This is a genomic window from Myxococcus sp. AM010 (assembly GCF_013372585.1).
GTDB classification, from domain to species: Bacteria; Myxococcota; Myxococcia; order Myxococcales; family Myxococcaceae; genus Myxococcus; species Myxococcus vastator.
Genome location: NZ_JABXEO010000007.1, coordinates 79440 through 97401, shown reverse-complemented (window position 1 = coordinate 97401; position 17962 = coordinate 79440). Strand labels below are relative to the sequence as shown.

9 protein-coding genes are annotated in these 17962 nt (G+C 72.8%); 2 read left to right on the top strand and 7 right to left on the bottom strand.

The annotated features are described in order from the left end of the window. Positions 1 to 29: 29 nt before the first annotated feature. The 5 genes from HV826_RS06340 to galU all read right to left on the bottom strand — a co-directional run bounded on the left by HV826_RS06340 (position 30) and on the right by galU (position 10391). Positions 30 to 5510 carry a response regulator receiver protein gene (locus HV826_RS06340; RefSeq protein ID WP_176416107.1) on the bottom strand — a complete coding sequence of 1827 codons (5481 nt, stop codon included), beginning with the start codon at positions 5508 to 5510 and terminating at the stop codon, positions 30 to 32. 15 nt (positions 5511 to 5525) lie between these two features. Continuing rightward, a complete protein-coding gene (gene priA, locus HV826_RS06335; protein WP_255208377.1) occupies positions 5526 to 7868 on the bottom strand; it encodes a primosomal protein N' in 2343 nt (780 codons plus the stop codon). 133 nt (positions 7869 to 8001) lie between these two features. Continuing rightward, on the bottom strand, positions 8002 to 8628 hold the full coding sequence (locus HV826_RS06330) for a glutathione S-transferase family protein (protein WP_176416106.1): 627 nt from the start codon (positions 8626 to 8628) through the stop codon (positions 8002 to 8004). Between the two features lie 108 nt (positions 8629 to 8736). After that, on the bottom strand, positions 8737 to 9492 hold the full coding sequence (locus HV826_RS06325; RefSeq protein ID WP_176416105.1) for a hypothetical protein: 756 nt from the start codon (positions 9490 to 9492) through the stop codon (positions 8737 to 8739). Continuing rightward, positions 9489 to 10391, bottom strand: a complete 903-nt coding sequence (galU, locus tag HV826_RS06320; protein ID WP_176416104.1) for a UTP--glucose-1-phosphate uridylyltransferase GalU — start codon at positions 10389 to 10391, stop codon at positions 9489 to 9491. The genes HV826_RS06325 and galU overlap by 4 nt, the downstream gene beginning before the upstream one ends. A gap of 60 nt (positions 10392 to 10451) precedes the next feature. On the opposite strand from galU, the gene HV826_RS06315 reads away from it, so the two are divergent. After that, positions 10452 to 11300, top strand: a complete 849-nt coding sequence (locus HV826_RS06315) for a hypothetical protein (RefSeq protein WP_176416103.1) — start codon at positions 10452 to 10454, stop codon at positions 11298 to 11300. A gap of 2 nt (positions 11301 to 11302) precedes the next feature. On the opposite strand, the gene HV826_RS06310 is transcribed toward HV826_RS06315, so the two are convergent. Further along, the gene (locus HV826_RS06310; protein WP_176416102.1) at positions 11303 to 15829 is read right to left on the bottom strand and encodes a hypothetical protein; all 4527 of its coding nucleotides are present in this window, start codon (positions 15827 to 15829) and stop codon (positions 11303 to 11305) included. Positions 15830 to 15853: 24 nt separating this feature from the next. On the opposite strand from HV826_RS06310, the gene HV826_RS06305 reads away from it, so the two are divergent. Next, positions 15854 to 16873: a glycosyltransferase family 2 protein gene (locus tag HV826_RS06305; protein WP_176416101.1), complete on the top strand. Its 1020-nt coding sequence runs from the start codon at positions 15854 to 15856 to the stop codon at positions 16871 to 16873. Positions 16874 to 16877: 4 nt separating this feature from the next. Here HV826_RS06305 and HV826_RS06300 read toward each other — a convergent pair whose 3' ends face one another. Continuing rightward, positions 16878 to 17822, bottom strand: a complete 945-nt coding sequence (locus tag HV826_RS06300) for an RluA family pseudouridine synthase (protein WP_176416100.1) — start codon at positions 17820 to 17822, stop codon at positions 16878 to 16880. Between the last annotated feature and the right edge of the window lie 140 nt (positions 17823 to 17962).

Genomic DNA, 17962 nt, shown 5'->3' with positions numbered 1-17962 from the left:
CTCCCGGGAGGCCGTCCGTCCAACGGGCGTCAGTCGAGCAGGCTCCGGGCGTACTCCGCGCGCAGCCGGTCGTCACCCAGGGCCTGGGCGGCCTCGGCGAGCACGGTGCGAATCTGCTGCGCGCGGTGCTGGAGCGCCGGGTCGGGGTGCCCCGCGAAGCGCAGGGGGTGGAACTCGGCGGCCAGCAGCGTGTAGGCGCGCTTGACCTCCTCGCCCCCCGCCGAGCGGGCCAGCCCCAACACCGTGAAGTAGTCCGCGTCCTGGACCTCCTCGAACTTGGCCTCCAGGCGCCGGACGTCCAGCTCCGGCGGCAGGTCGCCCGCGTCCGCATCCGTGGCGGGCTCCAGCGAGACGAGCCCCAGCGTCCGCGCCACCGCGAGCGACTTCAAGGCCGTGTCCTGCGGCAGCCCCGCCCCCAGGAGCAGCGCCTCCAGCGTGTGCTCTCCGTCCACCTGGGACAGGAGCTGGAGGTCCCGTGAAGGCAGGCCGAAGTCATCCGGGACCAGGTGGATATCGCCGCGGGTGACGCGCGCGCGCAGGCTTCCCGCGGCCTCCAGCAGGGATTCGGAGGTGAGGGTGTTGCGCAGGGCCTCGGCCAGCAGGTGCAGCGGCGGACGTGTGGCGGCGGCGAGCGCCACCTCGTGCGGCGCCGGCTCTGGCACCAGGCGGTAGAGCGTCGAGGGCTCCGCCAGCGCGTCCAGGAAGACCTGCTCGGTGTAGCGCTGGACCAGGGGCACCGCTTCGGATTCCCGCAGGTAGCCCCGGCCCCGCAGTGCGTCCAGCAGCGCGGCCGTGGTGGCGCTGCGCACCAGCCGCAGCTCCCCTTCCTGCCGCGCGTCGATGAGCCCGTCCGCGCGGGCCCGGTCGACCAACGACTCCCCTGGCGCGGAGGAGACGGCGCCCACGAGCGACCCGTCCCTCAACCAGAGGACGCGCAGGGCGTTCATCACCTTCAGCTCCAGCCGCATCTCCATGCGGGCCTCGCAGAGCCGGAGCACCAGCTTCGTCAGGCCATCCTGGGTGACACTGCCACTGCGAGCCACGGCCAGCTCGGGTCTGCCGGGAGGCGCCTCCAGGGGCAGCATGGAGGCTCGGGCCTGGGCGGCGGCTTCCTCCGCGTCTCGGAGCGCGCGCTCCTCCAGTTCCAGGCGCTCGCGCTCGGCGCGGGCTCGCTGCTCGGCGGACTCGGTGCGCAGAGTCTCCAGGGCCTGCTCGAGGGACTCGCGTGCTTCGCGCTCTTTCGCCAGGTTCTCTCGGGACTGCTGGTGCTCCAGGCGGAGCTCGGCGAGCTCCTCGGAGATTCTGGTGTTCTCCGCGAGGAGCCGGGACTCGGACTCGTTGCGGGCGCGGGACTCTTCTTCGAGCCGGGACTCCAGCGTCGCGCGCTGCTTCGCCTCCGCGTCCAGGCGGACTTCGAGGGCCGTGCGGTGGCGGCCTTCGGCCTTCGCGCGGGCGGTCGCTTCGGCTTCGGCCTGGGCGGATTGCTGGACGCGAGCTTCAGCCTCGGCACGGCGCTTCGCCTCGGCTTCGGCGCGGGCTTCCGCTTCGCGCCGTGCGTGGGACTCGGCTTCCGCCTGGGAGACGCGGAGTTCTTCTTCCGTTTGGGCCCGTGCCTTCTCGGCGGCGAGGGACTGTCCGTCTCGCCTGGCCCGGGCTTCTGCATCGGCGCGCTGCTGGGCCTCCTGCTCGGCGCGGGCTTCGGCTTCCGCGCGGGCCTTCGCTTCGGCTTCCGCGCGGGCTTCTGCTTCGGCGCGGGCCTTCGCTTCGGCTTCCGCGCGGGCTTCGGCTTCCGCGCGGCGCTCCGCCTCCGCAGTGGACTGTGCTTCTGCCTCCGCTCGTGCCTGGGTCTCCGCCTTCGCGAGCACCTCGGCTTCGGCGCGCAACGTGGCCTCGTGCTCGGCACGCGCCTCGGCTGCGGCTCGCGCCTCGGACTCACGGGATGCACGCGTGTCCGCGTCGGTTCGAGAGGATGCCTCGTTCTCCGCACGGACCTCGATTGCCGCACGCAACTTCGCCTCGCGCTCGGCGCGGGCCTCGAGTTCGGACCGTGCGGCCACCTCGGCTTCTGCTCGTGCATCGGCTGCGGCGCGCGCCTCGGCCTCGATTTCCGCGCGGGCTTCGGCTTCGCGTCGCGCGAGGGCCTCGCTTTCCGCTCGGGCCTCCGAGGCTTGCCGTGCGGCGGTCTCTGCCTCGGCGCGGGCCTCCGCGGCTTGCCGGGCAGCGGCTTCGCTCTCGGCTCGGGCCTCGGCGTCTTTCAGCGCGGCTGCCGCAATCTCGGCTTGGGCCTCGGCGTCTTTCAGCGCGGCTGTCGCGCGCTCAGCACGGGCTTCGGCCTCAAGTCGTGCAGCGGCTTCTTGCTCCGCACGGGCTTCGGCCTCCGTCCGGGCCGCGGCCTCGCTGTCAGCCTGGACCTCTGCGTTTGCACGCAGCTCCGCTTCCTTCTGTGCCCGGGATTCCGCCTTCTTCGCGCGAGCCTCTGCGTTCGCACGGGCCTCCGCTTCCTGTCCGGTGCGCGCATCAGACTCGGAGGTGATGCGGGTTTCCGCTTCCTCACGCGCGCGGGCCTCGGCTTCGGCTCGGGCTTCCGCTGCCTGGCGAGCCAGCGCCTCGGCTTCAGCACGCGCCTCGGCATCGACTCGCGCCGTGGCCTCAATCTCGGCTCGGGCTTCTGCCTCGGCACGCGCCGAGGCTTCAATCTCAGCTCGGGCCTCGGCCTCGGCACGCGCCGAGGCTTCAATCTCAGCTCGGGCCTCGGCCTCGGCACGCGCCGTGTCGATGGACTCCAGACGCGCTTCGGCGTCCATCCGAGCCGCGGACTCAATCTCCGCCCGGGCCTCCGCCTCCGCCAGCGCCGTCGCGACCGATTCCACCCGGCCGTCGGCTTCGGCGCGCGACGTGGCCTCAAGCTCCGCTCGCGCCGAGGCTTCGGCAAGCGCCGCCTCCGCGGACGCCAACCGTGCTTCGGCGTCCACCCGGGCCGCGGATTCAATCTCCGCCCGAGCCTCCGCTTCGGCCAGCGCCGCGGCCACGGACTCCGCACGGGCGTCCGCACCGGCTTCCGCCTGCACACGTGCCTCGGCGTCCGCCAGGGCCCGAGCAACCAGTTCCGATTGGGCTTCCGCCTCCGCCTGCGCACGCGCAGCCAGCTCCGCGCGCGCCTCCGCCTCCGCCAACGCACGCGCCGCCAGCTCCGCGCGCGCCTCCGCCTCCGCCTGCGCACGCGCAGCCAGCTCCGCGCGCGCCTCTACTTCCTCAAGGGCTCGCGACAGGCTCCGCGCACGCGCGTCCGCTTCGAGCCGGGCCTGTGCCTCCACATCAGCGCGGGCCTCCGCGGCCTCGCGGGCACGGGACTCCGCGTCGATGCGCGCTTCCGACACCGAGGTCAGGTCCTCGGCGGACTCGACCCGGCTCTCCGCAGCCTGACGGGCCTTGGACTCCGACTCGGCGCGGGCCTCTGAAACGACGCGCCCCGCGGCCTCCGACTCCAGGCGCGCCTCGAGCGCCTGCAACGCCTGGGTGCTCGACTCGGCGCGAAGCTCCGCCGCCTCACGGGCCTGTGTCTCGGCCTCCGCGCGGGCCTCCGCGTCGACGGCCCGAAGCTCCGCTTCCGCGCAGGCATCCTCGAACCGGCGGACCTGGGCCTCGACCTCGGCGGTGAGCGACTCCGCTTCCTCACGGAGCCGGACTTGCGCCTCCAGCTCCTCGCGCAGCGCCGAGAGGTCGCCCGTCTCCTGCGCGTCACGCGCCAGGGCGGCCCTGGCGGCGGCGTCCATGGACGAATGCGGCTCTCGCTGACGGAGCCCTTCCAGCTCCGCTTCGGCTTCCGCCCGCAGCAAGGACTCTCGCGAGCGCTCCTCTTCTTCCGCCGCGAGCCGCTCCTGGAGCCCCTGAACCTGCTGCTCGAGCTCGCGGCGCAGCGCGGCTTCCCGCTCCAGCGCCTCGGTGACGGAGCTCACACGCGCGTGGGCCTCCTCGAGCTGGCGCTCCGATTCCTCCTGCTGGGCCTGCCACTGCGCCATCAGCGCGGGGACCGCGAAGCCACCGGCGCCCGGGGCAGGCGTCTCGACGACGGGTGGCGCCTCGGGCGCGGGGCTCGACGCCTCCGCATCCGAGTCGAACCAGTCATCCCCTACGCTCGACGACCGCGACTCCGTGTCATCGTCGGACGGGGCCGACGCGGATTGCAGCTCCGCCTCCAGCAACTCCCAGTTGGACGCGGAGACCGCCGCCGCATCCGGGCCCTCAGCGGCCTGTTCCGGCTCCGGCGCGTCCGCGGATGCACCCAGCGCCGCCTCCGTGCCCCACGCGTCATCTGTCTCCGACGACGGCGATTCCGGCTCGGCGTCCACCGCCTGCTCGGGCTCAGCCGACGGGGCCTCACCGGGCATATCGCCCGCCCCATCCAGCTCCGAGTCCGCGCGCGCGGCGTGCTCCAGTTCGGGGTCCGGGGGCAGCTCCGTCCAGGACGAGCCATCCGTGGCCAAGGACGCGAAGGAGGCCTCCTCACGCATGGCGGACAGCTCCGCCTCCGCCGCGGAGAGCGCAGCTCCCGCCGGGGCCTCCGGCGTGTCGACATCGAAGAACCCCTCATCGCCCAACCGAGGCGCCAGGGCCGCCGTGCGCAGCGTGGACTGAGAGACGGCCTCCTCCGTCCAGGCCAGCTGCCCCACCGGCGGCGCATCCTCGACCGGCGAGTCCTCTTCACCCTCGAGCCCCGCGGACGCCTCGTGCGCGTCGCCTCCGGGCGCCTCGGCGGCCGTCTCACCGTCCACCGCCGAGCCCCAGTCCTGCCCCTGCGAGGGCTCGCCCCACCCATCCGCGGCGTCCGGAGCAAGCGCAGAGTCGATGGAGGCCATCGCCTGGGCCTCCACTTCCAGGTGCGCCCGCTCCATGGCGGTGTCCAGGTCGCGCGTGCGCTGACGCTCGCTGTGCCGCGCCGCCTCGTGGGCGGAGCGCTCCGCGTCCGTCATGGCCGCCAGCTCCCAGTCCGTCTGGTGCAGCGGCGCCAGGTCCCCGAAGAGCGCGTTCGCCAGCGCGGGGTCGCCCGCCACCGAGGGCGGCGGCGTCGCGTGCCAGGACTCCGCCTCCTCACCCGTGGCCGCCGAGTCACCCCCACCAGCCGGAGGCAGCTCCCGGTTCTCCACCACGTGCCAGGCGTCCGCATCCGCGGGAGCGTTGACCAGCGAATCCACCAGCGCGACGAAGGCCGCCCCTTCCAGGGGCAGCTGGGCCACGGGCGCGCTGAAGCCGGGGATGGATTCACCCAGGAGCAGCACCCGGGCCGACTTGCCATCCGGGTGCTGGAGCAACTCTTCCAGCACGAGGTGGCCCCGGCCGCTCTCCACGCCGGGCGCGAGCACGAGCAGCACGGGCAGGTGGTGCCCGTACGCAATGAGGGCATCCGCGGCGGAGGTGGCGAGGATGACCTCGTACCCTTCACGCGTGAGCAGGCGCCGCACGGCGGCGATATTGGCGATGTCGTCGTGGACGAGAAGAACCGGTGCGCCCATGGGGGGGCACCGAGTCTACAGCATGGCCCCCGGATCCACGTCGATCACGACCTTCACCGCGGAAGGAACATCCACCAGGGCCGCTTCCACCCTGGCGAGCAGCGGGGCGAGCGCCGTATGCGTTGGCCCCTTCAAGAGGAGTTGCCAGCGCGTCTTGCCCCGGATGCGGGAGATAGGCGCCAGGGCCGGCCCCAGCATGCGGACCCCGGCGGAGGCGGGGGGCATGTGCCGGGAGACGATGTTCCCCAGGGAGCGCGCCACGCTGGCGGTCTGCTCGGGGTGCTCCCCCTCCAGGCGGACGGCGGCCATGCGCGAGTAGGGAGGGTAGGCCAGCGCCTTGCGCCACTCCAGTTCTTGACTGGCGAAGCCGTCGAAGTCATGGGCCAGCACGCGCCGCACCGGCTCCGCGTCCGGATTGTAGGTCTGCACCAGCACGCGCCCCGGGTCCTTGCCCCGGCCCGCGCGGCCGGACACCTGGGTGAGCAGGTGAAAGGTGCGCTCGGCGGCGCGAAAGTCCGGGATGGACAGCGACGTGTCCGCCATGACGACACACACCAGCGTCACGCCCGGGAAGTCGTGCCCCTTGGCCACCATCTGCGTGCCCACCAGGACATCCAGCTCCCGGCGCGCGAACGAGGCCAGCAGCTCCGTCAGCCGCTCGGCGCTGCTGGCCGAGTCCCGGTCCAACCGGGCGACGCGCGCGGTGGGGATGCGCTCCAGCACCTCCGCCTCCACGCGCTCGGTGCCGATGCCCAGCTTGAGCAGGGGGCCGGTGCACTCCAGGCACTGCTCCGGCACCGGCATGGCCAGGCCGCAGTAGTGGCACACCACCCGGTTCTGCGAGCGGTGGTGCGTGAGGCACACGTCACACTCGCTGCACTTGAGCGACAGGCCGCACACCTCGCACAGGAGGACGGTGCTGTGGCCCCGGCGGTTGAGGAAGAGGATGACCTGCTGGCCGCGGCCAATCGTCTCCGCCATCGCCTCCAGCAGCGGCGGGCTGAGGATGGGCGCCTCCTCCGTCACCACGCCCTCGCGCGGACGCTCCACGCGCAGGTCCACCAGCTCGATGGTGGGCATGGGCCGGTCATCCACGCGGCGCTTCAGCTCCAGGAGCTGGTAGCGCCCGCGCTTCACGTTCTCCAGCGTCTCCAGCGCGGGCGTGGCCGAGCCCAGCACCACCACCGCGCCGGCCTGCTTGCCGCGCACGACGGCCAGGTCGCGCGCCTGGTAGCGCAGCTTCTCCTCCTGCTTGAAGGACGGGTCGTGCTCCTCGTCCACGACGATGAGCCCCAGGTTGTCCACCGGCGCGAACACCGCCGAGCGCACGCCCACGGCGATCTTCACGTCGCCCCGGCGCAGCGCCTGCCAGTGGAAGAGCCGCTCCCGGTCCTTCAACGCCGAGTGCAGCACCGCCACCTCCGCGCCGAAGCGGCTGCGGAAGCGGCCCACCAGCTGCGGCGTCAGCGCGATCTCCGGCACCAGGATGAGGCTGCCCTTCCCCAGCGACAGCGCGTGCTCCGCCGCGCGCAGGTACACCTCCGTCTTCCCGCTGCCGGTGACGCCGTGCAGGAGGAAGGGCTGGAAGGCGGCCGCGTCCAGGGCCGCGCGCAGCACCACGCCCGCCGCGTCCTGCTCCGGCGTGAGGTGGTCCGGGCGGCCCTGAATCAGGCCCTCCTTCACGCTGGCCTCCACCGTCTTCTCCTCCAGACGGGCGAAGCCGCGCGTGGCCAGCTTCTTCAGCGTCTCCCGCGCGCCCGGAATCGCGTGGGCGACCTCCTCCAGCGGCGCGCGGCCTCCCACGGCCAGCAGGTATGCGAGCGCGGCGGATTGGGCGGGCGCGCGCGAAAGCTCCGGCGGCACCTCGTTGACGAGCGCCACCGCGAAGTGCTGCACGTCCGGCCTGGCTTCCTTCTCATCCACGGCCTTCGACAGGCCGGGCGGCAGCGCGCCGCGAATCACCTCACCCAGCGGATAGCGGTAGTGCACGGCCGCGAAGCGCAGCAGCGCGATGAGGTCCTTGGGCAGCGACGGCGAGTCCTCCAGCACGCGCTGGACGGCCTTGAGCCGCACCTTTTCATCCGTCGGCGGAGACGCGGGCCCCAGGTAGAAGCCCAGCGCCGTGCCCCGGCCAAAGGGCACCAGCACGCGCTGCCCCGGCGCCAGGCGGCCCGCCAGCTCGTCCGGCAGGGAGTAGGTGAACTCGCCCCGGACGGGGCGGCCAACGGCGATGGAGGCCAGGACGGGAGTGCTCACTTCGGCGCGCACTGTAGCGGCGGCGGCGGGCTCAGACAGTTCCCGGCGGCTTTTCACACCGGAGGTGCGCACCGCCCCGCTCCACAAGGGTCGCTGTTCCATGACACTCCCTTCAACCAGCACCCCGGCCCCATCCGTCCTGCTACCGGGGTCCACAGTGCGCGAAGGGTCTGACATTCCCCGCCGGGTCCCGCCGTGAGACGGAACCCGGGGTGTCAGGAGGCCACTTCCGGGCTCAGGCCCCGGTGACCTTCTTCCACGAGGCACGGCTCCGCACGCGCTCCCACCAGGTCGCCACGTTCGGGTGCTTGCCGACGAGCTCGCCACCCCCCGCGGCGACGAAGAACTCCATGTAGGGCATCCACGTCACCTCGGCGAGCGAGAAGCCGTCCCCCGCCAGATACGGCTGCTTTCCCAGCACCGGCTCGATGATGCCGAAGACGCGCTCGACGCCCTGCAGGCCATCGTCGATGCGGGCCTGGTCCGGCGCGCCGCCCCCCAGCATCCCCTTGAAGAGGCGCTCCCAGATGACCTTCATCGCGTTGGGCGTGAAGTAACACTGCTCCACGCTGATGTACTGCTCCATGCGCGCGTACGCCTGCACGTCGGACGGCGTGAGCGCGGCGCCCGGCAGCTTGCGGTCCAGGTAGCGGATGATGGCGCGCGACTCGTAGAGCCGGAAGCCGTCAGAATCCTCGAACGCGGGGATGACGCCGAAGGGGTGGCGCTCCACATGCCCGAGGCTCTTCTGCTCACCCTTCGTGAGGTCGACGAGGACGAGCTCCGCCTCCTGGCCCTTCTCCGCCAGGGTGGCGAGGACCATGCGCGTGGCGGTGCTCATCGGGTGGCCGTACACCTTCATGGGACATTCCTCTGCGTCGCGGGCCGGGGAGAGTCCCGGCCAGGCGGGGCCAGACTCTTCATGGCCGCCGCCACCGCCGCAAGGAATTCAGGAAAGTGCCGGTTTTGACTACAGGGTGAAGAGCGAGTCGGGCAGGTTGGCCCGGTTGTCCCCCTTCAAGGCGGTGAAGCGCAGGTTGCGCTGTCCTCCGCGCCACACCTCGATGGTGCGGGGCATCCACTCCCCCGTGGCGGGCGAGTTGTAGTCCAGGAAGCGGACATCCCAGGCCGTCCCCGACGCGTCCGAGTAGCGCAGCCGGGCCGGGCGGAAGGAGTCCTTGTAGACCCAGAACTGCGGGCGGCCCTCGGCCATGTCGCCGATGACGTAGGCCACCTCGCCGCCGAAGCGCGCCAGTCCGGTGCGCCCCGTCTCGATGCCCAGGCTCTGGAGGTGGCGGAGCACCGCCTCCTTCAGCTCCTGCACGTTGCCGCTGCCCGTGGCGAGCAGCGGGCACACCTGCGCGACGAGCGCCGACATGGAGGGAATCTCGGTCCCCTGCACGCGGCGGCGGCCGCCCGACTGGACCACCGTGGACTGGGCGTTGCCGTCGGGCACGGAGGCCTCGAAGCGGCAGCGTCCGGGAACGCGGAGGGACAGCACGCCATCACCCTGCACCTCCGGGCGGTCCGTGGGCGCCCCCAGCGCGGCGCCGGCCTCCTTGACGGCCGGACCTCCGAAGCTGAGGGAGCCCTCCACGCGCAACGTGGACAGCCTCAGCTCGGCGCGCTCCGCCGACATGCGGCGGATGATGGAGCTGCCGGGCAGCACGTAGGCGGCCGCGGCGAAGGAGACCAGGACAGCGAGGAGTGCAACGGTGCGCTTCACGGCTTCTCCGTCTTCACGACTTCACGCATGTAGGCAAGCAGCCCGTCCCGCAGGTCCGGGCGCTTGAGCGCGTAGGCGATGTTGGCCTTCAGGTACCCCACCTTGTCGCCCGCGTCATAGCGCTGACCCTTGAAGCGGTAGCCGAGCAGCCCCTTCGTCTGCTGGAGCGCGGCCAGGCCATCCGTGAGCTGGATTTCCCCGCCCACGCCCGGCGTCTGGTTCTCCAGGATGGGGAAGATGTCGGGCGGCAGCACGTAGCGGCCGATGACGGCGAGGTTGGAGGGCGCGGTGCCCTTCTTCGGCTTCTCCACGATGCGGTCGATGCGCATCACGCCATCCCCCAGGTCCGTGCCCGCGGCGATGCCGTACATGTGCGTCTCACTGTCCGGCACTTCCATGAGCGCGATGACCGCCTGGTTGTACTGGCGGTACACGCGAGCGAGCTGGCGGATTCCCGGCTCCTCGGCGTCAATCATGTCGTCGCCCAGCAGCACGCCGAAGGGCTCGTCGCCGATGACGCTCTTGGCGCACAGCACCGCGTGGCCCAGTCCCTTGGGCTCCTTCTGGCGGATGCTGACGACGCGCACGAGGTCCGCGATGGCGCGCAGCTTGTCGGCCTCCGCCTCCTTGCCGCGCGCGCGCAGCGTCGTCTCCAGCTCGAAGGCGATGTCGAAGTGGTCTTCGATGGCGCTCTTGCCGCGGCCATTGATGAGGACGACATCCTCGATGCCAGCGGAGACCGCCTCTTCCACGATGTACTGGAGCGTCGGGGTATCGACGATGGGCAGCATCTCCTTGGGAACCGCCTTGGTCGCCGGCAGGAAGCGCGTGCCCAGGCCGGCTGCCGGGATGACACACTTGCGGATGAGGGGCTCTACCTTCGAGGTTTTGGAGGCCATGAGGGCTGGGAATCTATTGATGGCCTCTGACCCCATCAAGCCGGATAGGATGGACTTGTCATGTTGCTCCGCGCCCTGGTGCTGATTGCCCTTTGTGTGTCCACTACCGCCCTGGCGCAGCCGGCCGAGGACCTTCGCGATGTCATGAGCGCGCGCGCCTATGGCATGGGCGGCGCCTACCGGGCCCTGGGGCTGGGCACGGATGCCATCCTGGGCAATCCAGCGGCGATGGTCCTCTACCCGTCCTACCGGGTCGAAGGCACCGGCGCGTGGGATACGCGGCGGAAGGAAGGGCTGCTGGGCGTCTCCGTCATCGACGCGGCCACGAGCCGCCTGGGGATGGGGGTGGACTACCACTGGGTGAGCGTGGGGCGCGGCGGCGCGCGCGCCAGCGCCCACCTCAGCTCGATGGGCGTGGGACTGCCCGTCAGTCAGGCGCTCATGCTCGGCGCCACGGTGCGTTATCTGCGCATGAGCGGCCAGTCGCGGTTCGCCAACTCCGTCACCGGCGACGCGGGGTTGATGCTCCGGCTGTCGCCGTCATTGATGGCGGGCTTCTCCGCGCACAACATCGTGGACACCGGCAATGAGGAGCTGACGCGCTACTACTCGGCGCACGTCGGGGTGATGACGGGGCTGCTGACGCTCGCGGGCGACGTGCGCGCGGACTTCACGACCAATGACGTCACGACGTTCACCTACCACGGCGGCCTGGAATACATCCTGGGAGAGCTGTTCCCGGTGCGCGCGGGCTACTCCTACGACGGCTTCACGCGCACGTCGCAAATCAGCACGGGGCTCGGCTTCATGTCCGAGGGCGGCGGCGGCCTGGACTTCGGGTACCGCCACGACCTGGGCGGCCCCAAGGGGCGCATGCTGGCGCTCACCATCAAGCTGAACACGAACTGACGTCAGCGCGGCGCCCGGAGCGGCAGGTAGCGCTCCGACGCGGCGAAGCGCAGCAGCTCCACCAGCTCCGCCTCGTTGCCCCGGCGGGTCCGCAGGACGGACAGCGCGGGGCCAATGCTCCCGCAGGCCACCAGGCCCGCGCGGTTGGCGGAGTCTCGCGCGGCATCCGCGAGCGCCGACGCCTTGAAGTTCTGGGTGCCGGGCTCCAGCAAGGCCATGGCGCGCTCCAGGGCGCGTGGAGACAGGGACTCGCGCACCACGCGGGCCTCGGCTCCGGAGGCGCGCGGGTCCTTCAGCACCGTGGCCAGCAGCGCCAGGGCGCGGAGGAGCTGGCCGCCCTTGAGGGCCCGGAGCGCGAGCAGGTCCGGCGACAGGGACAGCAAGGCGCGGCCCACGTGGAAGCGCAGCTCCGGGAGCGGCATGGGCTCACGCAGCAGGAGCCGGCCCACGAGGAGGCGCGGGTGGCCCGCGTGCACGGCGGTGAAGGGCGGGCCGTCGTCCTCGGCGAGCACCAGCTCGGGCAGGTGGACGTCCAGCATCCGCGCGGCGGTGTGCAGCGCGTCGAGCACGGCGGGCGCACAGGGCCCCGCGGTGGCGCGCAGCAGCTCCGAGGAGCCGGCGGCGCGGCCCTCCGCTGGGAACAGCCGGCAGAGCGCGATTCCGGTGCAGGCCAGCAGCTCTCCCGAGGGCGTGCGCAGGCCGGGGTGACGCAGGCCGGCGCGCTCGTCGGAGGTCAGCGGCGGGCGCTGGCCGCGCGGCGCGGGGGTTTCGAGCCCGTCGAGCGCGTCGGCGATTTCGCGCATGAGCGAGGCACGCGCAGGGTCTCCGCGTTGGTCGAAGTACTCGGCGAGGAGTCGATAGGGCTTCGCGTCGAGCGGGCGCTCGCGGATGTGCCGGAAGGCGTCGGGCTCGGTGTCGGGCGACGGCGCGTAGGCGGGCGCGGGAGATTCGCGCGGGTCCATGACGCCGGGGACAGGCCGAGGAGGCTCGGGCGCCGCGGGTGGCTTCGCGATGAACGTGCGGCCCGGCGCCGGGGCGGAGACCGTGCCCTCCGGGCGCGCGCGGACGACGCGGCGCACCGGGTCCATCCGGCCTGGCGGCGCTTCCCAGGAGATGACGCGCGTTTCGGGGACAGGGGCGTCTCCGAGGTCCACGACCTCGCCCGTGAGGAGGTCGGTGGCCCGTGGACGACGGGCTCGGGCCTCCGCGTCGCGAGATGCGGGCGCTGGCTCCGCTTCGCTTCCGGACGCAGCGGCGCGTGGCGCGGCCTTGTCGCCGCGGGCGGACGCGGGGGGACGCTGCGCGGCCGGCGCCTTGGGGATGGCGGCGTCAGCGGGAGCGCGGGGCGGCGGGGCCGCTGTGTTTCCCGGTGATGAGGGCGGGTTGCGGCCTCCGCCCTTGGGTGGCGCCGCGGCGAAGCCCTCCACCGGAACGCGCGGCGCACCTTGCGCCGGCGAGGCGGTGTCGCGCGCCTCGCCCATGGACTGAGGGGCGGCGGCAGCGGCGCGCGCTTCGCCCTTGGGAAGCGCGTCGGCGGAGGTTGCGGCGGTGCGTGCGTCGCCCCTGGGCTGGGCCGCAGCGGCAGCAACCGCCGGGGGCGCGGCGGCGCGGGCCGCCGCCTTGGGCTGGGACGCAGCGGCAGCGTCGGAACGAGCCTCCCGCTTCCTCTTCCGCCCCGAAGGGCCGGGCTCCGGCGAGGCCCTGCGGCCCTGCTCCACCGCGGCGCCCGGGGAAGCGCTCCCGACTTCATCGCGGGCCGGCGCCACGCTTTCAGGCGCGGATGGCGCAGCCCCCATGTCCGTGTTGGACGTCTCCTCATTGGCCAGGCTCGCGAGGTTCGCGGACGCCTGCGTCAGCACCGGGGGCGCCGCGACGAGCGGCGCACGGGGGCCGCTCGACTCACGGCGAGGGACCGCGGAGCGCGGCGGCTCGGGAGGAGGCACTTCTCGCGCTGCGCGCGCCTGCCGGATTCCCTCTGCGCGGCGGGCGTAGACCTGCGCGCGCTCGGGATTGCCCATCACCTCCCGCCACAGACGCGCGAGCCGGTCCCAGGTGCGCTCCCGCTCCGCATCGTCCTCCATGGCGGTGGCCGCGTGCTCCAGGGCCCAAGCCGCCTCGCCCAGGTGGTCGCGCGCGAGGAGACGCTCCACCAGCAACAGCCACGCCTCCTTGTGGCCCGGCTCGTAGCGCACGGCCTGGCGCAGCTCATTGAGCGCGGCATCGGCGTCGCCCTGGGCCTCCAACGTGGCGACCAGCTCCAGCCGGGCCTCACGCGCGGCGGGCCCTCGGGATTCGCGGGCGAGCTGCGCACGCAGAAGCCGGCTGAGCACCGTCGTGTCGCCGAGCTTTCGCGTCAGCGTCGTGAGCTGCACGCGAGCGTGCTCACTGTCGGGACTCTCCGTGAGCACCTCGCTCCAGGCCCACTGCGCGAGCCGCAAATCGCTCAGCGACTCCTCCGCGACCTGGGCCAGGACGCGCAGCGCTTCCACGCGGTCCGGCGCGCGGCGCGGTGCCGCCGCCAGTGCCACCCGGAGCCGCTCCGCGATAGCGGGACGTGCCGCGGCCGACACGCAGCGAAGCAACCCCGCGAGCACCGGAAGCAGTCCCGGCGCGGAGGACTCCGCCGCCTCGAAGTCCGCGCGAGCCTTCTTCAGCTCGCCCATGTGGAGCCAGCGCTCGCCCCGCGTGAGCAGCGCCCCCGCGCGTGCGCGGCCAGCGGGCGCGCGTCGGATGGCCTCGTCCAGCGCACGGCGCACGAGGGACGCGTCTCCCCTCTCGGCGAGCAACCGCACCTGATCTCGAAGCGCGGCGCGGTCCCCCGTCAGCTCCACGATTTCCCGGTACATGCGCGCGGCGCCCGCGGGGTCGTGGAGTTCGTTCTCCATCACCTCCGCGAGGCGCGCCAGCGCGTCGGCGCGCAGGGACGCGTCCTTCGCCCGGTCCGCCCGCTTGAGGTAGAGCTGGGCCAGCTCGGCCCAGGCTCGTCGAGCGATGAGCTGGGCCTCGACCTTCTGCGAGCGGGTCAGCTCCTCGGTGTCTTCTTCACGAGGGCCCACGCTCGCCTCGGAAGCGCTGCCCTTCTTGTTCGGTGCATCACCGGAAGCCGCGGCGAGCGCGGCCTCCAGCTCCGCCAACGACACCTCCATGGTGCCCGCGCGAGCATCCGGCTCGGGCGTGGCGCGGGACGTGGCCGGAGGTGGCGACGCCTCGGACGGGGGCGGGGTCTTCCGCCGCTCGCCCTTCGAGGAGACAGGCGTCTGCTGGCGCGGTGGCGGACTCGAGGTGTCAGCGCCGACGAGAAAGGGCTGTGCCTCCGAGGTGACTTCACTGTCGCCGGCATCGTCGAAGGTGGCGCGGGCGGGACGCGGCGCCGGCGGTGCTTCGCGGGCGACCGGCGCGGGCTCGACCGCGTCGTCGTCCGGGGCATCGACCCAAGGCACGGACAGGGGCGCGCGCCCCGGAACGAACGTCTTGGCCACACCTGGAGCCGGGGGCACGGCGACGTCCCCCAGCGCGGGCAGCTCCACTTCTGTCTTGCGCGCCTCGAAGTCAACTGCCCTCGGTGGCACGACCACCGCCGGCATTTCCACGACGGTCCTGGGTGCGTCGGGAGCAGCGGCACCGCGAGGAGTCACCGCGGGCAACTCCACCGCGGGCATCTCCAACACCGTCTTGAGCGACTCAGTGGCAGGAGCAGGCGGAGCCACCTCTACCGCCACGGACGTTCCCGGCTCGCTCTTGACTGAGGCAGGCGCGGTCCCCAGTGGTTCCGAAGCGGGCGACACCTGCACCGGCGGACCTACCGGTCCACCCTCGCGGGACGTGGCAACAGGTCCGCTGGGGGCAACCACGCCACCCGCCTCCGGAAGCCGCGACGCCGAGGCCGCCCTCGCGGAGAGCGGCGGCCCCACCACTGTCTCGATGAGGTAGACCCCCTCGTCGTTCTCCCAAGAGGTCGCGACCGGCGCGCCTTCCTTCCGCGCTGGGAGCTTCGCCAGCACACCCTGCTCGTCCCCCTCCACCGTCGGCGCGCGCACACCCGCGTCGAACACCACCTTGCCCTCGATGCGCGCGCGCAGCACCTGGAGCACGCGTTGGGCACGCCGGTCCTCGGGCCAATCCACCAGGAGGGCCTCGAGCGCGGCGGCGGCACGCGGCAATTGGTCCACCCGTCGCAACACCCGCGCGAGCTGACGCCGGACCGCGCGCCGACTGGAGACCACCGCGGGCGCCACTTCCAGCAAGGTGATGGCCGCCGCCTCGGTGCCCGCCAGCAGCGCCATCCGCACAATCCCGGCGGCCAGGCGCGGCGTCATCGGAAGGGTCCGGCTGGCGCGCGCAAGCTCTCCAAACGCGCGCGCGGCGGAGCCCTCGCGCAACTGCCGGGCCGCGGACCGGAAGTGCCGGTCCACCACGTCGCTGACATCCTCCGCGGGCTTGACATCGGACGCGCCGGGCCGCAGCGCCTCCTGTCGGACCGCTGCGGGCTCCGGCGTGCCGGCGTTCTTGCCGTTTCTCACGCCACCCATGGGTGCGGCAGTCTACACACAACGATGCCCGTTCCGGCTGTTACTGTCCTCCTCCCCGCGCGAAACGCCCAAGCCACCGTGGCCCGCGCCGTCCGCAGCCTCTTGACGGGTACCGTCCGCGACCTCCGTGTGCTCACGGTGGATGACGGCTCCACGGATGGTACGCGCGAAGTGCTGACCGACCTGGCTGCGAGCGACTCGCGCGTGGAAGTCCTTGACGGCCGGGGCCGAGGTTTGGTGGCGGCGCTGAACCTTGCGCTGCGTGAAGCCACCTCCCCCTATGTGGCCCGGATGGACGCGGATGACGAAGCCCTCCCCCAGCGACTGGAGGCGAGCCTCACCGCGCTGGAGGCAGAACCCAAGCTGGCGGGCGTGGGCACGGCCGTGGAGCTCTTCCGGGATGACCAACCCGTGAGCCCCTCGCTCCAGGCCTATGCCACGTGGATCAACGGGCTGACCTCCGCCGAGCGACTCGACCGGGAGCGCTTCATCGAAAGCCCCCTGTGCCACCCCTCCGTCTGCCTGCGCCGAGACGCCCTGGTGGCGGCGGGAGGCTGGCAGGACGGCGACTTCCCGGAAGACTACGCGCTGTGGCTGGAGCTGCTGGACCGGGGCTTCGCCCTGCGCAACCTGCCCGAGGTCCTGCTCCGCTGGCGCGACAGTGACGGACGGATGACGCGGACGGACCCGCGCTATGCCCTCAAGCGCTTCATGTGGATGAAGGCGCGCTACCTGACGCGAGGCCGTGGCCCCCTTGCAGACGGACGCCCCTGCACGGTGTGGGGCGCGGGCCCGAGCGGCAAGACGCTGACGTACTTCCTCCACCAGGAAGGCGCCCGCGTGCGGCGCTACGTGGAGGTCCACCCTCGCAAGGTGGGCACGCACATCCATGGCATCCCCGTCATCTCCCCGCAGGAGCTCGGCGCCCCCGGGGACGGACACCTGCTGATTTGCGTGGGCGTCCGCTGGGCCCGCGCGGAGATTCGCGAGGACCTCACCGGCTGGGGCTGGGTGGAGGGCCGCGACTTCACCTGCGCCGCGTGAGGACTCACGCCGCCCCGGAGCCCGCGCCGCGAATGGCCCCCGAGGGGGCCGGGACGCCGGCGGCCAGGAAGAACCGCATCAAGTCCTCTGGCACCGGGGCCTCGATGCGCAGCAGCTTGCCCGTGCGCGGATGTCCCAGCGCCAGCGCCTGGGCATGCAGCAAGCACCGCGCGGCCTCCACGCCTTCCGCCCGGGCCGCGCCGCCGTAACGCGCGTCCCCCAGAATCGGAGCGCCCAGCGCCGTCAGGTGCGCGCGGAGCTGATGCGTGCGGCCCGTGTGAGGCAGCAGTTCGACGACACAGAACGCCGGCCCCGAAGACAGCGTGTGGAAGTCCGTCAGCGCGGGCACGCCGTTGGCCGCCCGGGTCGCCCGCCAGCGCCCGGGGCGCGACGGGTCCTTGGACAACGGCAGGTCCACCGTGCCCGACGGGGGCAAGCCTGGCCCGGTGGCCGCGACGTAGCGCTTGCGCGCCCGTCCCTCCCGGAACTCGGCCGCCAGCGCCGAGGTGGCCTCCGCCGTCTTCCCGAACACCGTCACGCCGGACGTCTCCCGGTCCAGGCGGTGCACCAACCCCGCGGGGCGTCCCAGCTTCGCCCCCACCAGGTCCACCAGGCTGTCCCCCACGCGCCCCTCGGTGGGCTGCGCGGACACACCGGCCGGCTTGTCCACGGCGATGACGTCCGCGTCCTCGTACAGCACCCGCAGCTCCGGCGCGGGGGGCGCCTCGGCCAGGGGGCTCTGCCCGCCCTCCTCCAGCACCACCGTCACCACCTGCCCGGCCGTCAGCCGCGCGTTCGCATCCCGGCTCCGCTTGCCCGCCACGTAGACGGCGCCCGCCGCCACCAGCCCCCGTGCCCCCGGCTCGGGCAGACCCAGCTCATCCGCGACCGCGAGGGCCACGGCCTTCCCCACCAGCGCCCCTTCCACCCGGAACGTCCGGCGCTTCATGCCGCCACCTCGCCCACCGGGCCGACAACCCCAGCGCATGCGCCCGCGCCGTGCGCCGCCCGCTCCGGCACGCCGGCCCCCAGCCCTGTGTCCACCGCAGATGTCATGCGGCGGCACTCTACGCGCGCATCGCCCTTTCG